Origin of the sequence: Gimesia sp. (assembly GCF_048260065.1) — a bacterium.
Lineage (GTDB): Bacteria > Planctomycetota > Planctomycetia > Planctomycetales > Planctomycetaceae > Gimesia.
In genome coordinates this window covers 286,247-302,808 of record NZ_JBLXHC010000004.1, presented here as the reverse complement: position 1 = coordinate 302,808, position 16,562 = coordinate 286,247, and the positions used below count along the sequence as shown (strand labels likewise).

Here is a 16,562-nt window from a genome sequence, read left to right as displayed (position 1 = left end):
AGTAGAGATCTACTCGGACGAGTCGAATTATGCCATCATGCGGCATCCGGGGCGGATCACTGATACAGGGTGACTCACTGACGAGCCTGTGCCATGCCGCTGATGCCGTGCGACGAGAAATCGATCGTGGTGATCTGGAAGAAGCGAAGGCCGAGCTTGAGATGCTGAGAGAACTGCTCTGGTTCCGATTGCAGCATTACGAAACCGTGCTGGTTGAGCATGAATGTGAGTTGCCATTTCCACGGGGACTGCAGCCCGAGCCTCCCCTGGATGTGTTTGATGACGAGGATGAGTAAAACAGCCGGTTATTTTTCTACCACGAAAAACACGAAAGTAGTGGTGCTTTTACATGACACACAACGTGATGTTTCTAATGCCTGGATAAAGCCATGGGATATACCGAAGACGATATTCAAATATTTGATAAGCGTGACCATATGGGATTTGTCAGATCTCATCCGAAGATGTTTCTGCCTCACGAAAATGTGAGCTGTGGTTTTTTTCTGGGGATGATGACTGATCAGGTCGTTTCGATTACTGAAACACCAATACTCGCATGTCGCTTTCAGGACTGGTGGTGCCTGGCCGCAACAACCGACTGGATTCCCGAAACACACCTGAAGGATCTGCCAAACTATTTTCAATCAATGATCGCCTGCCCGGAATGGGCGATTAACACGGTCCGATTTGAAATTGTGATGAATGTTTTCCTGGACGACGTGTTTACTTTCACACAAAAGGAAACAACGCTTATCAAGGGAGAGTTACCGGCGGCAGAAGTGATTGCCGAGGCGCGAAAGTGCAGTAGTGACTGGCAGCGGATCCTGTTGTTTCGGAAATCAAACCCTTGAGGATCTGAATCACGTATCTTCCAGAACGCGTTGGAGCGTGGTCAGGCCGAGGGGCATGTGACGGGGTTCGTTGCTGTCGAGCAGGGTCAGGCCCATGTGCAGAGCCCAGCCCTGGGCGCGTCTGATCTGCGCCGGTTCGGCATTGTAGAGGGAAAAGAATTCCTGCCGTTTACCTGCTGTATCGAGAAGCAGCCAGGCACAGGCCAGGTCGGTGGCGGCGTCGCCTCCGTTCAGATCGCCCCAGTCGATGATGCCGACCAGTGCTCCGTCTCGAATGATGACATTGCGGGGATGCAGGTCGCCATGCAACCAGACGCGATCGGTACTGGCGGGAGTGGAACAGAGTTCTTCCCAGAGTGCTGCCAGTCGGGGGACATCCACTTCGGGTCGGTTCTCCTGCCGTATGAGTCGTTCGACGACTCCCGGATGGCGGGTGTGCAGGGGGACGCCTCGAAAGGGATTTTCGGGGGCATCGGACGACGCGGGCTGATGCAGGGACTGTAACGTTGCGACCAGCAGTTGTATCTCAGCGGCGCTGAAATCATGCGCGTCGGCGGTGGTGCCGGGAATCCAGCGGACGATGCTCCACGGCCAGGGGAACTCGGAGTCTGGCTGGCCGAAATGAATGGGCACGGGAATTTCGAGCGGCAGGCGGTCCGCTAAAACGGGAAGCCAGAGCTGTTCGTGCAGAAGTAGTTTGACGGCCAGTTCGCGGCGGGGGAGACGGACCGCGTATTCGGTTCCCAGTAGAAAGGTAACGTTGTCCCAGCCTTCATCGACGAGCGACAGTGGCAGATTGGCCAGCGCAGGAAACTGAGCTGACAGGAGTCGTTGGGCTGTTGAGAGGTCGATCTGAATTTCTGCGCGGGGCTGGTTCACGGGGGAGGTGCTTCTATGGTCTGAGTGAAACCTGTTAAAGCTCTAAAATGATTCTCTGTCTCGCAAGGGCTGATGTTTAGAGGTTCGCGTTTTATAAATCGAAATCAAAACCAGCGTTACTACTCCCAGACTCAGCAGGACCAGCCAGAACAGAAAGGGGCTGTTTCGCAGTCGAGGGAACAGTGTTTCGCTTTTTTCATCCAGCGATTCCGGGCGTTTCAGAGTTTCGAGTTTCCCGTCTTTTTCGATGGCAACGGGATCGTTGAAAAGGAACAGAGAATCCAGTTGAAGGACGGAATCATCTTTCCAGACCTGATAATCGCTGAAATCGATGACGTAATGCTCGGGTTCGCGGTCGGTCAGTTGCGTCCGGGTATCGAAAATATACTGGCGGACGACCGGACCGATCTGGGGATGCTGCTCGGGTATCACCTGGATTTTCACGGATGTCTCGAGACCTGGAATCTCATCGTTCCATTCTTCCACGAGCATTGTTTTCAGATTGAGGCGCACTTTCACGCCTTGTTCGCCGGTCGCCGGGCTGCAGATTCTGGTCTGCAGAACCGGTTTTCCGTCCTGCGAAATCACTTCTGTATCCGGCAAGACACAGAAATTCGGGATGGAGTAATGACCGACTTCATAGAGACTGTTGACGGGCGAAATGAATTTCTGATCGAGAGTCGTCATGATAGACAGATCATGGGCAGGATGTTCTGACACCAGAATTGACCGGCTGGGGGAGCGGACGTACTGAATGATCTTATCCTTACGCACCAGATAACCCGAGGTCACGCCGGGATTGCCGGGAGCAAAGATCGGAGTGCCTGCCAGGGGAGTCTGCAGATAATCGATGCGCCAGGAGTCATTGATTTTATAAAGTCGTGCGACGGTCTGTGTTGACTGCTCAGCCTGACCTTTTGTCATCGTAACCAGGCAGCAGAAACCGGTGTGCTTCCGTTGTGTCGCTTCAAAGCCGCGCACGATTTCAGAAAGATCGGGAGCCGCCAGGGCAACGGCGAGCAGGAAACAGGACATCAATATACTCCACAAAACAGTGTGAGTTTCAACTGAAGATGAAACCAACGGCAATCAGAGTCGATTGATTTCATTATAACAACTGAACATGGAGATACTACCGCATTCTGCTTTGGGGGGAGATTGATTCACTGATTTATTCTGGATGTGGACTGCTGTCTGAGTTGGATGTTTCGTGACATTTCGTGGTAGGAAATTTCAGTTCGAACGTTTCATCGGTTCCCGTTGTGGTGTGATACCGGTGCGATACTCGCCAGGCGGGCGGACACTTGGGTCGCGCCCCTACGATGGAGGTCGGTTTTGTTGATCTAGTTTGTTTGTCTGTTCTGACGGTTTCCTGTTGTCTGCGACAACCCCGGATTGCATCCGGGGGCACCCCTTTGCATCAAATCAGCCGCGGTAAATGCAATTTGATGACTACCACGAAAAGCACGAAACCACACGAAAATATATCACTTTCATCTGGAGTTACCCGTTCTACATTGAGAGATCCGGAGAGGGTTCTCTCATGTGGCATCGGCACCATCGGTCAAGCCGAGCGGTGGCACACGGACGACTGATATAACAGGAATGAACACAATACACAAAAGACGTTCCCGTGTGCCACGGTCCGGCTCGTCCGGCCGTGACGGAAAGTACAGGACGCTCGAATCTGGAAGGATCGCGGGAGCGGTGACATCCTGCTTACCCACTTTTACTTTCGTGTCATTTCGTGTTTTTCGTGGTAGAAAATTTCAGTTCGAGCGTTTCATCGGTTCCCGTTGTGGTGTGATACCGGTGCGATACTCGTCAGGCGGGCGGACACATGGGGCACGCCCCGACGGTGGAGGTTGGTTTTGTTGATCTAGTTTGTTTGTCTGTTCTGACGGTTTCCTGTTGTCTGCGACAACCACGGATTGCATCCGGGGGTACCCTTTTTTACTTTCGTGTCATTTCGTGTTTTTCGTGGTAGGAAATTTCAGTTTGAACGTTTCATCGGTTCCCGTTGTGGTGTGATATCGGTGCGATACTCACCAGGCGGGCGGACACATGGGTCACGCCCCTACGGAGGAGGTCGGTTTTGTTGATCTAGTTTGTTTCTCTGTTCTGACGGTTTCCTGTTGTCTGCGACAACCACGGATTGCATCCGGGGCTACCCCTTGTTTGTGTTTAGTGGTTTGGGATTTTCATCTGCGGGGGTGGGAGGCATCTCTTTTATAATGCTTCACGAAACGTGAACTGTCATTGTGTTACCAGCATCGTTGGACGAGCCGACTGTTGCATACGGACGGTTTTTCTCTGGTTGGACTGGTTCTGTTTTTTTTACTACGAAAAGTATGAAACGACGCGAACGTTTCATGTGACTTTACGCAATGGGGAATGAGGTGGAGTGATGGATTGTTTTCATAGTTTACTCAAGCATACGTTTTGTGAGAGACCTGTCATCGGGATCAGTCTGTGTTCGTTGATCGCAGGATTATTCTCTGCAGAGGCGCGGGGGTGTCAAGGGGGGATGAACAGAATCAGGTGGCGATACAGGTTGATCAAAGGACGATCCGGGGCGACATTTGGACCGCTTCAGGACGATGTGGTGCGATATGCAGGCGACCCGCAGGCATACATTCGGAACTGGTGAAATCATGCAAACTGCTTATCTGGAAAAAAGGGGCTGTTTTATGGTGAAGCTGACGAACAAGTGTCGCGTGTTTCAGTGCACTGTAAACTGGGCACGCGCGCGACTCAGAACAGCGCTTATCGCCGTTGGCGCGGCGGCGTCAAGGGGAAGTTGTGCAGTGAAGCGTATGGACGGTGCGCGAAAGAGCAGTCGAATTTTTTAACCACTGTGGTTTCAGTACCAGAGACTTTTGTCGGCGAGAGTCAGGAAGGGCTGATCATTGATGAAGCAGCGAATATTTTCCAGGAGGGTTTCCAGATGACGTTCGGGAACGCGGGTCGAGGCGGCGGCGATGTGCGGGGTGATGATCACGTTATCCCTCTGCCAAAGCGGATGATTCGCGGGCAGCGGTTCGATCTCGAAGACATCGAGGGCAGCGCCGGCGATCTCTTTCTGCTCCAGCGCAGTGGTGAGGTCCTGCAGATCAACGATGGCACCGCGGCCGATGTTGATCAGGTATGCGGAAGATTTCATCTGTCGAAACTGTCTGGTGCGAAACAGTTTTTCGGTCTGTGGTGTATGGGGAGCAGCGATGACGACAAAATCACTGACAGCCAGGAGGTCGGGCAGACGATCAATGTCCCAGACATCATCGACAACGCCGGGCACTTCGCGGGTGATGGGATCGACGGCGTAGACAGTCATGCCAAAGGCTGCGGCGCGGTGACAGATTTCCGCACCGATGGAGCCGGCTCCCACAACGCCGAGCGAACAGTCGGAGAGATGCAGATGGCTGCGATCGACTTCGCTGACCTGACCGGGTCCGGTGACGAAATCGGGTTTGCCGGCAACACCGCCGATGGGCTGCCAGTCTGCTTCATACTGCTGACGGATGTAGCGGTGCAGATTGCGGGCGAAGCAGAGGACGAAGCCGAGCACATGGTCGGCGATGACATCATAGAACAGGCCGCGCATGTTGGTGAGCTGGCAGGGATGTTCGACCAGTTCGGGGAAGACATAATGTTCGAGACTGGCGGTAGGGGACTGGACCCACTGGAGATTTTCTGCAGCGGCCAGCAGTTCGGGAGTGATCTTACCGAAGAAGGCGTCGGCATCTTTAATTTCACTCAATGCCTGCGAGAGATCACGGGCATTACAGACGGTGAGCTGGTTCGAGACTTCCTGAATTCGCGCAAGCCGCGCGTCATCAATGGCGGGATAGATGAGTAGCTTTTTCATAATACGATATCTTAATCAGAACTGTTCGATGGTGCCACTGATGATGCGTTCGATACCGGTTTCAGTCTGGAGGATGAGGAAGCCCTGGTCGTCGACTTCGAGGCAGGTTCCCTGTTTGACTTCGAGGCCGGTATTGATGCGAAGGGAGCGGCCGGTGAGCAGGCAGTAGCGTCGCCAGTCAGCCATGAAAGAGTTGGTTTCGCCGGCAACATCGTAGAGACGATTTTCGATGCCATTGATCAGATCGATGAGGATGGAAGAAAGAGAATATTTCTGGCCGGTCGTTTCGTAAAGGGAAGTGCCCAGCGACTGAAGTTCTGCTTCAGCGGAAAGGAAGGAGTTATTAAGATTCACCCCGACACCAATGACAACCAGCCCGGGTTGAGTGGCTGCCGTTTCAACCAGAATGCCGGCCACTTTTTTCTGCTGCAGATAGACATCGTTAGGCCACTTGAGCTGCAGAGAGAAATCGGGCAGATGCTTCTCCAGCGTTTCACAGACCGCCAGTCCGGTGGCGAGTGCAATGAGGGGCTGCTGTTCGAGCTGAATCTGCAGAGTTCGGGTATCGACGATGAGAGAGAAGGTGAGTCCCCCTTCAGGAGACCACCAGGAATTGCTGCCTCGACCTCGTCCGGCGGTCTGACTGGCGGTCAGGACCAGACTGGGAAAGCTGGTTTCGCGGCTGGTTGCAGATCCTGCGGGGACACAATGCGTACTGAGCGCCCAGGAGTTGGTGGAGGCCAGACTTTCGAAGTAGTCCAGATGCTCGATAAAGGTTTCGGTCTGGATTGCTTTCAGATCGTCGGCTGTGAACGGCAGCATTCCAGGCTCACTACAATTCAGAAAAAGAGAAGACAATCAATTCGCGGAGATGGCAGTGACGGCGTCTTCGCGGGTTCCGTACAGAGGCCAGAGGCTGCCGACTTTGATGCATTTTAAGATGTTCTGCATATTTTCGCAGGCATTACAGAAAACGGCCTGACCGCCGGTCTGCCGGGCGCGCTGCAGGAGCCGAATGATGGAGCCGATGATGATGGAATCGAGATAATCAACCTTGGAGAGATCAATGATCACATTTTTAATTTCCGGCGCGTCAAAGAGCCTGAGTACTTTGTTGGATTCAATCTGGACATTGCTGTACAAAAACTGCAGCGTCGATCCCTGAGGAATGACGACCAGATTCGGTGCAGAGACTTCAACCTCAAAAATTTCCAGATTTTCTACCATTATCAATCCTGTTTGCGTACTAATCAGATACCAGCTGAAAACGTCAAAAAGAACAGGATATCAAGAGCACTACCTGTTCTCAGAAGAGAGCATAACCAACATGTTTAGAAATTTCAGGCTCTGATTACAAAAAACATACTGTTTCCGAAAAAGTGTACAAAGTATACAATACACAGATGTTGCAACACTGTTTTCAGGGGGCAGGACTTTACTGCGGCTGGAGATTGAGCCGTTGATATCAGTTGCCTAACCAGAAAAAGCTTAACTAGAATAGATCTCTATTGTTAATCATAGAGTAAGTGATGGGGGCTGGAGCCGTTGATTCGTATAATCGGCTCGACTGTAACAGTCAGCTGTGATAATACAACGACTGGGAAAGAACATCCGATAAAGTAGCGGAATTTTGCCCGGTTCCAGCCGATAAAATAATCCAGAAACACCGATTAAGTAAAATGTGGTCTTTATCCAGCCTGTGAACCGACTGGAAAAGTCTCATCGATAAAACCTGTTGAAATAGCGATATGTCTTCACAGAAACCAGCCTGGAAATACAGCCCTCGAATGCTGCTGCGTTCGATATTAATGCTGGACGACAGTGCCCATTCGATTGCTTTGGGAACAGCCATCGGGATGTTCATTGCGCTGACGCCTACGGTTGGGATCCAAATGCTGATGGTCGTCTGCGTGGCTTTTCTGACCCGCCCATTCTTTAAGTTCAACCAGGTCGCTTCCCTGATCACCGTCTACATTTCGAATCCACTGACGATCGTGCCGATCTACTGGTTCGACTATAAAATTGGAACCTACTATGTAGGCGGTTCGCTGACCCAGAAAGATTTCGCGAGGATCCTGGAATTTGAGGGATTCAGTGGCTGGTGGGAAACGGTGAAGCAGCTGCTGCTGGAAGTGGGCTCTCCGCTGATTATTGGATCGCTGATTGTCGCTACCTTTTTCTCGCTGATGACATACCCGATCATGCTCAGGCTATTGATGCATTTCAGAAAGCAGAAACCGACCGACAGCCCGGACGATCCGGAAACTCAGACCGTGCTTCCCACCCAGGCAGCTGACCCGGGGCAGAACTTAAAATCTGTGCATCTACATTCCAGTTAGGTGTTGATCTCTACCTGCACTCTCGCATAATAATCAGTTCGTGAAATATCTGACTGTATCGAGAAAAAAGGTTATCGAATGTCGTCTCCCAGGTTTGACTGTTTGTGTGCGGGCATCATTGTTGCAGACCATGTGTGTAAAGCCATTGATCATCTGCCCCGACCGGGAGAACTGGTGCTGACTGATCAGATGGAACTGACGATTGGCGGCTGTGCCTCGAATGTAGCTACAGATCTGGCTCGACTCGACAGGCAGGCCGCGATCGCGGGAATTGTCGGTCAGGATGTTTTCGGGCGTTATGTGGAAGAGAGCCTGATTCAAGCGGGTGTGCACTGCGACTACCTGATGAAGTCAGACCAGTTGCCGACCAGCGGTTCCTTTGTGATTAATGTGCAGGGGGAAGATCGCCGCTTCATTCACTCTGTCGCAGCGAATGCCCTGTTTACAGGCGAAACGGTCACACCGGAGCAGATTGAATCGAGCCGCATTCTGTACCTGGGGGGTTACTGTCTGTCAGAAGAACTGTCGCCGGAAAACGTCGCGGAAATGTTTCGTCTGGCGAAGGAGGCAGGCGTGACGACTGTTCTGGATGTGGTGACTCCCAAACCGGCGGACTACTGGAGCATGCTGAAACCGGTGTTACCATTAAGTGATTATTTCCTGCCTAATAATGACGAGGGTGAGTTAATCACAGGTAAAACGGACCCGCTGGAACAGGCACGTGCATTCCACGAAGCGGGAGCCAAAAACGTGATCATCACCTGTGGCGGCACGGGGAGTATTCTGATGAATGCCGAACGGACGATTCAATCTGATATTTACCCGGTCAACCTGGTCGATGGAACAGGGAGCGGCGATGCGTTTGTCGCGGGCTTCATTCACGGGTTACTCGAAGGTGCCAGCCCGGAAGACTGCCTGAAATTTGGATCTGCTCTGGGACACAGCTGTGTCCGGGCAACCGGCGCGACAGCGGGAATCTTCACACGCGGGGAACTGGATGAGTTTGTCGAATCGCATGACCTGCAAGTCAGAACCATCTGACCTGCAGGCTGCTGTGAAAGGGATCGGTTATTTCTGGTCCATGTAAGGCTGAACGGCTTTTTTCCAGATCAGATAACCGGCGTGTTCCATGTGCAGACCATCGGATTTGAAGAGTTCCGGCCGCGGTTTTCCGTCTTCACCCAGCATCGGTTCCCAGACGTCTGCGAATTCGAGCAGATCATCTTTTGCACACTGAGCAGCGATGAGTTTGTTGGCCTTTTGAATGGTATCCGCCAGTTTCCAGCGACTGAGACTGGGTTTAATGGCGATGAAGACGATCCGGGTTTCCGGCAGGCTTTTATGCACTTTGGCGACAAACTCTTTGAAATCGTTTGAGACTTCTTCCGCTGTTTTCTTGCGGGCCAGATCGTTATCGCCGGCGTACAGGAAGATCAGCTTTGGTTGATGTTTGATGATAATCCGATCGGCAAAGTGGGTGGAATCAACAATTTCTGAGCCGCCAAAACCACGATTGAGTACAGGCTGATCGGGGAAGTATTTATCGAGATCCCACATCCGGATGCTGGAACTGCCGACAAACAGGATGCCCCCTGTTTTGACTCCCTGTTCCTGATCCTGCTTTTCAAACTGAGAGATCGACTTTTCCCAGCGATCAAAATTGTGCTCTGTTTTTTCAGCAGCGAAGCCATTAATGGAAAGCAGGGTCATCAGCACCAGGGTCAAAGACCGCGCGAAGAGATTCAGATTCATATCGATTCCTTATATTATTTTGTTCTGATGGAATTAGAGCGAATCACATTTAACCATAGCGTCATTCAATCTAATATACTCGTCCCAAATGGCATTGGAGACGCTGCAGTAAAACTAGACACAGTCTAGGTTGTGCTTGGGGAAGTCACTGCCTGCCAGGCAGCAATGGCATCCCGGTTGGCGGCAATATCGTGCAGCCTTAAGATTTCGACCCCCTGTTGTGCCAGGGCCACGGAAACTCCGATGGTACCAGCCAGTCGTTCTTCGAGCGAGCGACCGAGCAGTTTTGATAAAAAACGCTTGCGGGAATGACCGATCAGCACGGGAAATCCGAGCGAATGAAAAGCAGAAATCTGCGAAAGAATCTGCAGGTTATGGTCTGCCGTCTTGCCGAAACCGACGCCGGGATCGAGGACAATTCGCTCCGGTTCCACGCCCGCATCCAGAAGTGCCTGAATCCGCAGCTGAAACCAGCTTTTCAGATCAGAGACGACGTCTTCGTATTCCGGATTGTCCTGCATCGTTTGCGGCGTCCCCTGGATGTGCATACAAATCACCCCCGCCTTTGATTCGGCAGCCAGAGGAATCATCGCAGGATCAAAGGTCAACCCGGAAATGTCATTGATAATCACAGCGCCCGCCTGCAGCGCCTGTCGTGCGACTTCTGCTTTGGTGGTATCAATCGAAATGGGTGCTGTCGTTCGAGCCGAAAGTGCTTCTATGACAGGGACAACCCGGCGCAGCTCTTCTTCCAGAGGAACAGGGTCGGCACCGGGCCTGGTGGATTCTCCCCCGATATCCAGGATGTCTGCCCCGTCTTCTACCAGTTGCAACCCTTTTTGGACGGCAGACTCAACTTCAGTGGCTTCACCTCCATCAGAGAAACTGTCTGGAGTGACATTCAGAATACCCATCAACAACGGTAACTGACCAAAGACCAGTGTTTCAGAAGCACACTTCCAGATTCGCTGAGATTCGGATTGACGGGGTGGGGAATCTGGAGAAGGTATATTCACAATGTGATCTACTCATATACAAGGTGTGGTCAGAATTCATCCGGCAGAATGGTTCTCTACAAACGGAGTAAAGACGAGCAATTCCTGCCCCGCCAATGATGGTTGATTTTCGGAAACATGACTCAGAGAAATCGAATGACTGTTTTTACTACTCGCGGATATGGGTTGCAAGGAAATTAGCGGAAAGAGGACCTTGAAAGACCTGTACACCCTGCGTTTTGAAGAACAATTGGTAAATTTTATCAAGGCTCGAAAATATGACCTATGCTTCAGTCAGAGTCCTCAGGTCTGGCGAACAAGGAGTAGTCATAACTGCTTGAAAATCAAGTAAAAACAGGCACTATTTGAGACTTCAGGAAATAAAGGATTTTTAGAGAAACTTTATTTTTAGTGTTGTCTTTACTTTGACATCGTATTTCGTTCTGGTATTGTAATCAGCGTATTTGCTGTAACCGGCAAATCTTACCAAACCAGAAAAACAGACCTGTTTTCCCCAAGTGCGTAGGCTTGGGGACATCGCCGGGGGGTGAAGTAGTGACTCATCTTTCAGCGAAGTGGAACCACTTTAATTATTGAATCTGAGGAGTACACCATGATTCGAAAAACTGTCACACTTTCTTTGGTCGCTGTTCTGACAATGATCGCTGCTTCTTTCAGCGTTTCTGACGCTGAAGCTTTCGGTTTCCGTAACCGTTGCTGCAAACCAGAACGAGTAAAATGCTGCAAGCCAGTTAAAGTTCGTTGCTGCAAGCCCAAAAAAGAACGTTGCTGCAAACCAGTACGCGTTCGTTGCTGCAAGCCAGCTAAATGCTGTGCACCAGCTCCTGTAAAGTGCTGTGCACCAGCTCCAACCTGCTGTGCACCAGCTCCTGCTTGTGCTCCAGCTCCTTGCTCAAGCTGTGCTCCTGCTACACCAGCAAAGCCTAAAGTAGAAGAAGCACCAGCTCCTCCAAAGAAAGCTCCCGCACCAGCTCCTAAGAAAGCCTAATGCGGAATGAGCTCCTTGCGGAGCAAACATGAATTCAGACGGCCCCATTGCTTTAAGCAATCGGGCCGTTTTTTTATTTCCCGGTTGAATTCAGAGAGCAATTCGGTTCAGAAGTAATAGAACCGGATCCACATTGGGGAATCAAAAGAGCGATTCCATTCCCAGGAGATCAGGCAGATCTGGCATAGTCCTGTTCGACAGGCTCTTCCTGCTCAGCGGTCTGGGTCGCGAGCAGTTTACGGAGCTTTTTCTCCAGCTTCGGGAGCATTTTATTCCCGGCATTCGTGACTTTATAGAAGACCCCGGAATCTCGGCTGGCAATCTGGAACTTGAGCAGATCAAAGGCGATCAACTTGCCATGAATGCGAGGCAGATGTTCGGCAACAACCCCCTCGACCTCATTCTGGCGAATGATCCAGCCATCTGACTCCGGATCCTGCTCCTTTGTCTGGACCTGCATTTGACTGTAGTGACTCAAAACGAGACACCACTCGGGATTTTCCAGCATCTGTTCCTGTTCGAAATCTATCATGTTGTAGATATCGACACGACCCCGAATCCAGTGTGATGGAATTCTCTTAGTCGACACGACCGACACAACAGGACCTCTGTCTTACCCCTTTGGGCAAAAAATCGCCGAAAACAGCTCAAGATTTTCCAAACTATTTCAGGTGAGACCATCATCAACGGATCGTAATGATTCACAGGAGTTCACAGTCAAGACTGTCACTATATTCGGTGAGAGATTCAGTCTTTAACCCAGAACTACATATTGGTTTTGGAATCGGAGACTTCACCCAAAGCCGCATTGAGCGCATTGGTCATCTCAAAATCGTGCAGATGGTCTCGAGTATAAATACGGAAGATCAGAAAACTGACCGGGAGTGCACGAAACAACTCATCGTCGTGCAGTTCCTGAGTCTTTTCTGTCCCCTGGTCCAGCAGGAAGTTCTGACCTCCCGCGGGCAGTCGGCCACTGGGACGATGATAGTGCCTGGCAACATCGATGCGCAGAGGAATCTGTTTCAATTTCGCGGGCAGTTTGGCACGAACCCGCTTTTCCACGAGTTCCGGTTCAGAAAAAATCGAAGTATGGACAGAGGTGCCTGAATGAAAATTGATTGATCGTTCGCAGGCCATTTTCCACTCAACATTCCGTGAAAGAATCCCCTGCCAGCGTTCTCCCAGATCTTGAACCGCCGGGTCTGAACTCTTTTTAAAACGGCCTACATCAACCAGAAACGAGGATTCCGTGAACCCCAGATACTCGTCCAGATGCTCCAGCGGATTCCCGTGAAACAGGTGCTGCATGGTTTCCGCAAAGATTTCTTCCAGCGCCAGATCCAGTGCGCGAACGGTTCGGTGATAATAGATCGTACGAAACAGATTCGCCCGGGTTTCGATAAAATTCACAAGCGCCTGTAATCCGCGCCCGTGAATGGTTAAACCTTCGGCTGTAAAGAAGCTGTAATGGATTAGCCGGGAGACATCGACCGCACGAATATTATACCCTGACATATACGCATCACGCAGGACGAAATCCATATTGTCCACGGTATAAATCCCGCTGAACATGGCACGTAGTTTGCAAAGCCAGTCCGGGTTCCCCTCTTCACTCTGTCGATCTCCAGAGGGGCGACGGATCAGCCAGCCCACCTGTTTCGGATCCAGTTCTTCCAGCGGGTTGAGCCGCCCATTGGGATTTCTGCGAATCCCGCGAATCAGATCCCCCAGTTCATGCTCGATAATATGGGCCCCGATATCTTCATGAGTTAATCCAAACTGATCGAGATAATGATCATCAAAGAAATGACCAAATGGTCCATGGCCGACATCATGCAGCAGTGCCGCCAGACGTACCAGGCTCTCCACATAGGGCAGAGAAGGGACATTGCGACAGGCACTATTGAGTGAATCATACCAGGCATGAATGGCGACCGACGCCAGATGCATTGCCCCAAGCACATGTTGAAACCGCATGTGTTCTGCAGACGGGAAAACCCACCACGCTGTCTGTAGCTGATGAATGTGCCTTAATCGCTGCACCCAGGGATGATCGATAATATCCTGTTCTGAGGATTCTTCGTCGGGTATACCCGTTTTAGATGTAAACGGAATATACCCGTGAATCGGATCATGGGCCAAACTTTCGGAAATAAAATCGCGTACCATAATCTCACTGTTTCAATTGTATTATTAAGCGAATAGAATCTGTACGAGTCTTCATAAATTCTTATTTATTGCAGCTAATATTCTTATGACGTTGTCGCACCTTCCCAGCCGGATTCAGTTCGAGACACATCATCCCAAACGGTGTAAACTGCTGCGCCGTTATGAAATCATTGCATTGATTGTCGCGGTGATTGCCACTGTTATTCTACATGGCCTGCTGAAGATTACCACTATCGTCCATTGGGAATTAGGGGTGATCATCTTCGCGGTGATGTTGTACTTCACATTCAGCCTGGGGGTTCGCTATTACTGGCATCTCTCCCGCAAAGAATTTCTTCGTAGGCACTCTATTAATGTCTTTCTGTCATCTCTCTGGGTTGGTAGTGTGGTGCTGATTGTCATTTTTCAGGACCTGCTCCCGGACTCTGCTCCTGATCGCCTGGTCCTGATCCTGGGAGCCTCTGAATTCTGTATCATCCTGAGAAGTCTTTATGAATCCATACTCCTGATACGGCGTGTCTCTTCGCGTGGCTGGAATCCGGCTCTGATTGTGGTCTCGTCATTTCTGGTACTGATTTCAGTCGGTACGATTCTGCTGATGTTTCCCTCAGCCCGAGTTCAGGACCCCACCACCGTCAACACAGAGGGTGCGCCATTTCTGACTGCTCTGTTTACCTCGACCAGCGCCAGCTGTGTGACCGGGTTGATCATTGTTCCCACAGGCACCTACTGGAGCAGAACAGGCCAAACCATCATCATGTTTCTGTTTCAGATTGGTGGACTGGGAATCCTGACGTTTGGTGCCTTCTTTGCGGCGGCATTCGGTCGGTCGATGCAGATTCGCGAGAGTGTCACCTTCGGTGAAATGCTCGAATCTCACCAGCGTGGCGATGTCAGACGACTGCTGATGGCGATCCTGGGAATTACGATCTTTACCGAATTGACGGGAGCTGTCTGCATTTCAGGGTTATGGCCGGAACTCTCCTGGGGAGATCGTATCTTTCACAGCCTGTTTCACTCGATCAGCGCCTACTGCAATGCAGGCTTCAGTCTGATGGATGACAACCTGCTTGGTATGGGTCACCACTGGCAGGTCTGGGCTGTGATGCCGACGTTAATCATCATTGGCGGACTTGGCTTTGCCGTGAACTATAATTTCATGTTGTACGGCATTACTCATTTCTCCAATATGAGAGTACGCAAACCCCTGTTTCACCACCCGACTCAGAAAGTCAGGCTGACTATTTCATCACGTCTGGTTTTCTTCACAACCCTCTTTCTGCTCCTGGGGGGAACCATTGGTATTTACCTTCTAGAATCGGTCCATGGAAACCATGAGATTCCTTTCTGGGAGCGTTTGAATCAAGCCTGGTTTCAGTCGGTAACAATGAGAACTGCCGGATTTAATACAGTCGACCTGGGTGAATTTCAACCTCAGTCGAAACTGTTCTCTGTACTGCTGATGTTTGTAGGCGCCTCACCCGGTTCCACAGGTGGCGGAGTCAAAACGACTGTATTCGCACTATCGATTCTGTCAGTCTGGGCTCTGCTCAAAGGCAGGGACCGTGTCGAAATCATGGGGAGAACCATACCGCCAACACTGATTCACAGATCATTAACGATCATCTCACTGGGAATTCTGGTGCTAATGACATCCACGCTGCTGGTCGTATTATTTGAAAATCGAGAGGACATCTTTCTGGATCACCTGTTTGAAACGACCAGTGCTTTTGCAACCGTCGGCGTTTCGACTGGGATTACTGCAGAATTGACAACCCCCTCACACTGGGTGATTATTTTTACCATGTTGATTGGAAGGGTCGGGCCACTGACGGCTCTGATCGCATTATCGAACCGTGGCCCTTCCTATCGGTATCGCTACCCGGAAGAAAGTGTGAACCTGGGTTAATCCCTGTGACAACAACCGTTAAAATAGAGATTCATAAAGCTAATTCAAATTTCATCCCCAAGGGAGTAATGATCCAGTGATAAAAGTAGCCGTCATCGGTTTAGGACGATTCGGAACGGAACTGGCAAAACGCCTGGGTGCCAGTCGAGTAGAAGTCATTGCCATCGACAATTCCGACAAGCTGGTCAACGAAGTCAAAGATGATGTTGCCATTGCAGTCCGCCTGAATGCGACGGACGAGTTGGCATTGAAAAGTCAGGATATCGACAAGGTGGATGCCTGTGTGATCTCCATCGGCGAAAACTTTGAAGCGGCTCTATTGACAACAGTCATTCTCAAAAAACTGGGTGTCCCTAAAATTATCTGTCGCGCACAGACCAAGTTCCACGCGGAAATTTTTACCCAGGTCGGTGCAACCGATGTCATTCAACCCGAAGTACAGGCGGGTGCACACCTCGCACGCCTGCTGGCAAATCCTCACCTGGAAGATTATATCCAGGTAGGCGATGGCTACACGATGATCGAGCTGATCACACCGAAAGAATTCATTGGGAAAAACCTGACGGAGCTTTCTCTGCGTTCGACCTACTCAGTGAATGTCGTCGCAATTCGCAAACGGAATTCGCCTGAAGTGGAACAGAAAACAGGAAAATTATACACGACCGACTGTGTTCCTCACCCGGATTACCAGATCAAGGAATCAGACATCCTGTTAATTATTGGAACGGATCAGAATCTGCTGCGGCTTCCCACCAGTAATACCTGAGCCGGCGATTGTCCTCTGACAG

16 protein-coding genes are annotated in these 16,562 nt (G+C 50.8%); 6 read left to right on the top strand and 10 right to left on the bottom strand.

Features of this window, described 5'->3' with window-relative positions; all coding sequences use genetic code 11:
• The first annotated feature begins 29 nt into the window (after positions 1-29).
• Both ACN0YN_RS09590 and ACN0YN_RS09585 read left to right on the top strand, forming a co-directional pair.
• Positions 30-296, top strand: a complete 267-nt coding sequence (locus ACN0YN_RS09590) for a DUF6959 family protein (protein ID WP_417384780.1) — start codon at positions 30-32, stop codon at positions 294-296.
• 93 nt (positions 297-389) lie between these two features.
• Positions 390-851: a hypothetical protein gene (locus ACN0YN_RS09585; protein WP_417384779.1), complete on the top strand. Its 462-nt coding sequence runs from the start codon at positions 390-392 to the stop codon at positions 849-851.
• A 9-nt stretch (positions 852-860) separates the two neighbouring features.
• Here the strand turns inward: ACN0YN_RS09585 and ACN0YN_RS09580 are convergent, their stop codons facing one another.
• The 6 genes from ACN0YN_RS09580 to ACN0YN_RS09555 form a co-directional block, all read right to left on the bottom strand.
• Positions 861-1,730: an aminoglycoside phosphotransferase family protein gene (locus ACN0YN_RS09580; RefSeq protein ID WP_417384778.1), complete on the bottom strand. Its 870-nt coding sequence runs from the start codon at positions 1,728-1,730 to the stop codon at positions 861-863.
• 42 nt (positions 1,731-1,772) lie between these two features.
• Positions 1,773-2,765 carry a hypothetical protein gene (locus tag ACN0YN_RS09575; protein WP_417384777.1) on the bottom strand — a complete coding sequence of 331 codons (993 nt, stop codon included), beginning with the start codon at positions 2,763-2,765 and terminating at the stop codon, positions 1,773-1,775.
• A gap of 506 nt (positions 2,766-3,271) precedes the next feature.
• Positions 3,272-3,457: a hypothetical protein gene (locus ACN0YN_RS09570; RefSeq protein WP_417384776.1), complete on the bottom strand. Its 186-nt coding sequence runs from the start codon at positions 3,455-3,457 to the stop codon at positions 3,272-3,274.
• Between the two features lie 1,136 nt (positions 3,458-4,593).
• A complete protein-coding gene (locus tag ACN0YN_RS09565) occupies positions 4,594-5,598 on the bottom strand; it encodes a D-2-hydroxyacid dehydrogenase (RefSeq protein ID WP_417384775.1) in 1,005 nt (334 codons plus the stop codon).
• A gap of 15 nt (positions 5,599-5,613) precedes the next feature.
• Positions 5,614-6,420 carry a biotin--[acetyl-CoA-carboxylase] ligase gene (locus tag ACN0YN_RS09560; protein WP_417384774.1) on the bottom strand — a complete coding sequence of 269 codons (807 nt, stop codon included), beginning with the start codon at positions 6,418-6,420 and terminating at the stop codon, positions 5,614-5,616.
• A 36-nt stretch (positions 6,421-6,456) separates the two neighbouring features.
• Positions 6,457-6,825: an STAS domain-containing protein gene (locus tag ACN0YN_RS09555; RefSeq protein ID WP_417384773.1), complete on the bottom strand. Its 369-nt coding sequence runs from the start codon at positions 6,823-6,825 to the stop codon at positions 6,457-6,459.
• A gap of 521 nt (positions 6,826-7,346) precedes the next feature.
• Here ACN0YN_RS09555 and ACN0YN_RS09550 point away from each other — a divergent pair.
• Both ACN0YN_RS09550 and ACN0YN_RS09545 read left to right on the top strand, forming a co-directional pair.
• Positions 7,347-7,937 carry a DUF2062 domain-containing protein gene (locus ACN0YN_RS09550; RefSeq protein WP_417384772.1) on the top strand — a complete coding sequence of 197 codons (591 nt, stop codon included), beginning with the start codon at positions 7,347-7,349 and terminating at the stop codon, positions 7,935-7,937.
• A 78-nt stretch (positions 7,938-8,015) separates the two neighbouring features.
• Positions 8,016-8,978 carry a carbohydrate kinase family protein gene (locus ACN0YN_RS09545; protein ID WP_417384771.1) on the top strand — a complete coding sequence of 321 codons (963 nt, stop codon included), beginning with the start codon at positions 8,016-8,018 and terminating at the stop codon, positions 8,976-8,978.
• Positions 8,979-9,005: 27 nt separating this feature from the next.
• Here the strand turns inward: ACN0YN_RS09545 and ACN0YN_RS09540 are convergent, their stop codons facing one another.
• From ACN0YN_RS09540 to ACN0YN_RS09525, 4 genes are all read right to left on the bottom strand, one after another.
• Entirely contained in the window at positions 9,006-9,689 is a 684-nt protein-coding gene (locus ACN0YN_RS09540) for an SGNH/GDSL hydrolase family protein (RefSeq protein WP_417384770.1), read from the bottom strand.
• Positions 9,690-9,814: 125 nt separating this feature from the next.
• On the bottom strand, positions 9,815-10,603 hold the full coding sequence (folP, locus tag ACN0YN_RS09535; protein ID WP_417384998.1) for a dihydropteroate synthase: 789 nt from the start codon (positions 10,601-10,603) through the stop codon (positions 9,815-9,817).
• Positions 10,604-11,862: 1,259 nt separating this feature from the next.
• Positions 11,863-12,282 (bottom strand): hypothetical protein, encoded by a 420-nt coding sequence (locus ACN0YN_RS09530; RefSeq protein ID WP_417384769.1) that lies wholly within the window; start codon positions 12,280-12,282, stop codon positions 11,863-11,865.
• 176 nt (positions 12,283-12,458) lie between these two features.
• Positions 12,459-13,865: an HD domain-containing protein gene (locus tag ACN0YN_RS09525; protein ID WP_417384768.1), complete on the bottom strand. Its 1,407-nt coding sequence runs from the start codon at positions 13,863-13,865 to the stop codon at positions 12,459-12,461.
• A gap of 85 nt (positions 13,866-13,950) precedes the next feature.
• Between ACN0YN_RS09525 and ACN0YN_RS09520 the strand changes: the two genes are divergently transcribed.
• Positions 13,951-15,774 (top strand): TrkH family potassium uptake protein, encoded by a 1,824-nt coding sequence (locus ACN0YN_RS09520; protein WP_417384767.1) that lies wholly within the window; start codon positions 13,951-13,953, stop codon positions 15,772-15,774.
• A gap of 76 nt (positions 15,775-15,850) precedes the next feature.
• A complete protein-coding gene (locus ACN0YN_RS09515; protein ID WP_417384766.1) occupies positions 15,851-16,540 on the top strand; it encodes a potassium channel family protein in 690 nt (229 codons plus the stop codon).
• Positions 16,541-16,562: the final 22 nt, after the last annotated feature.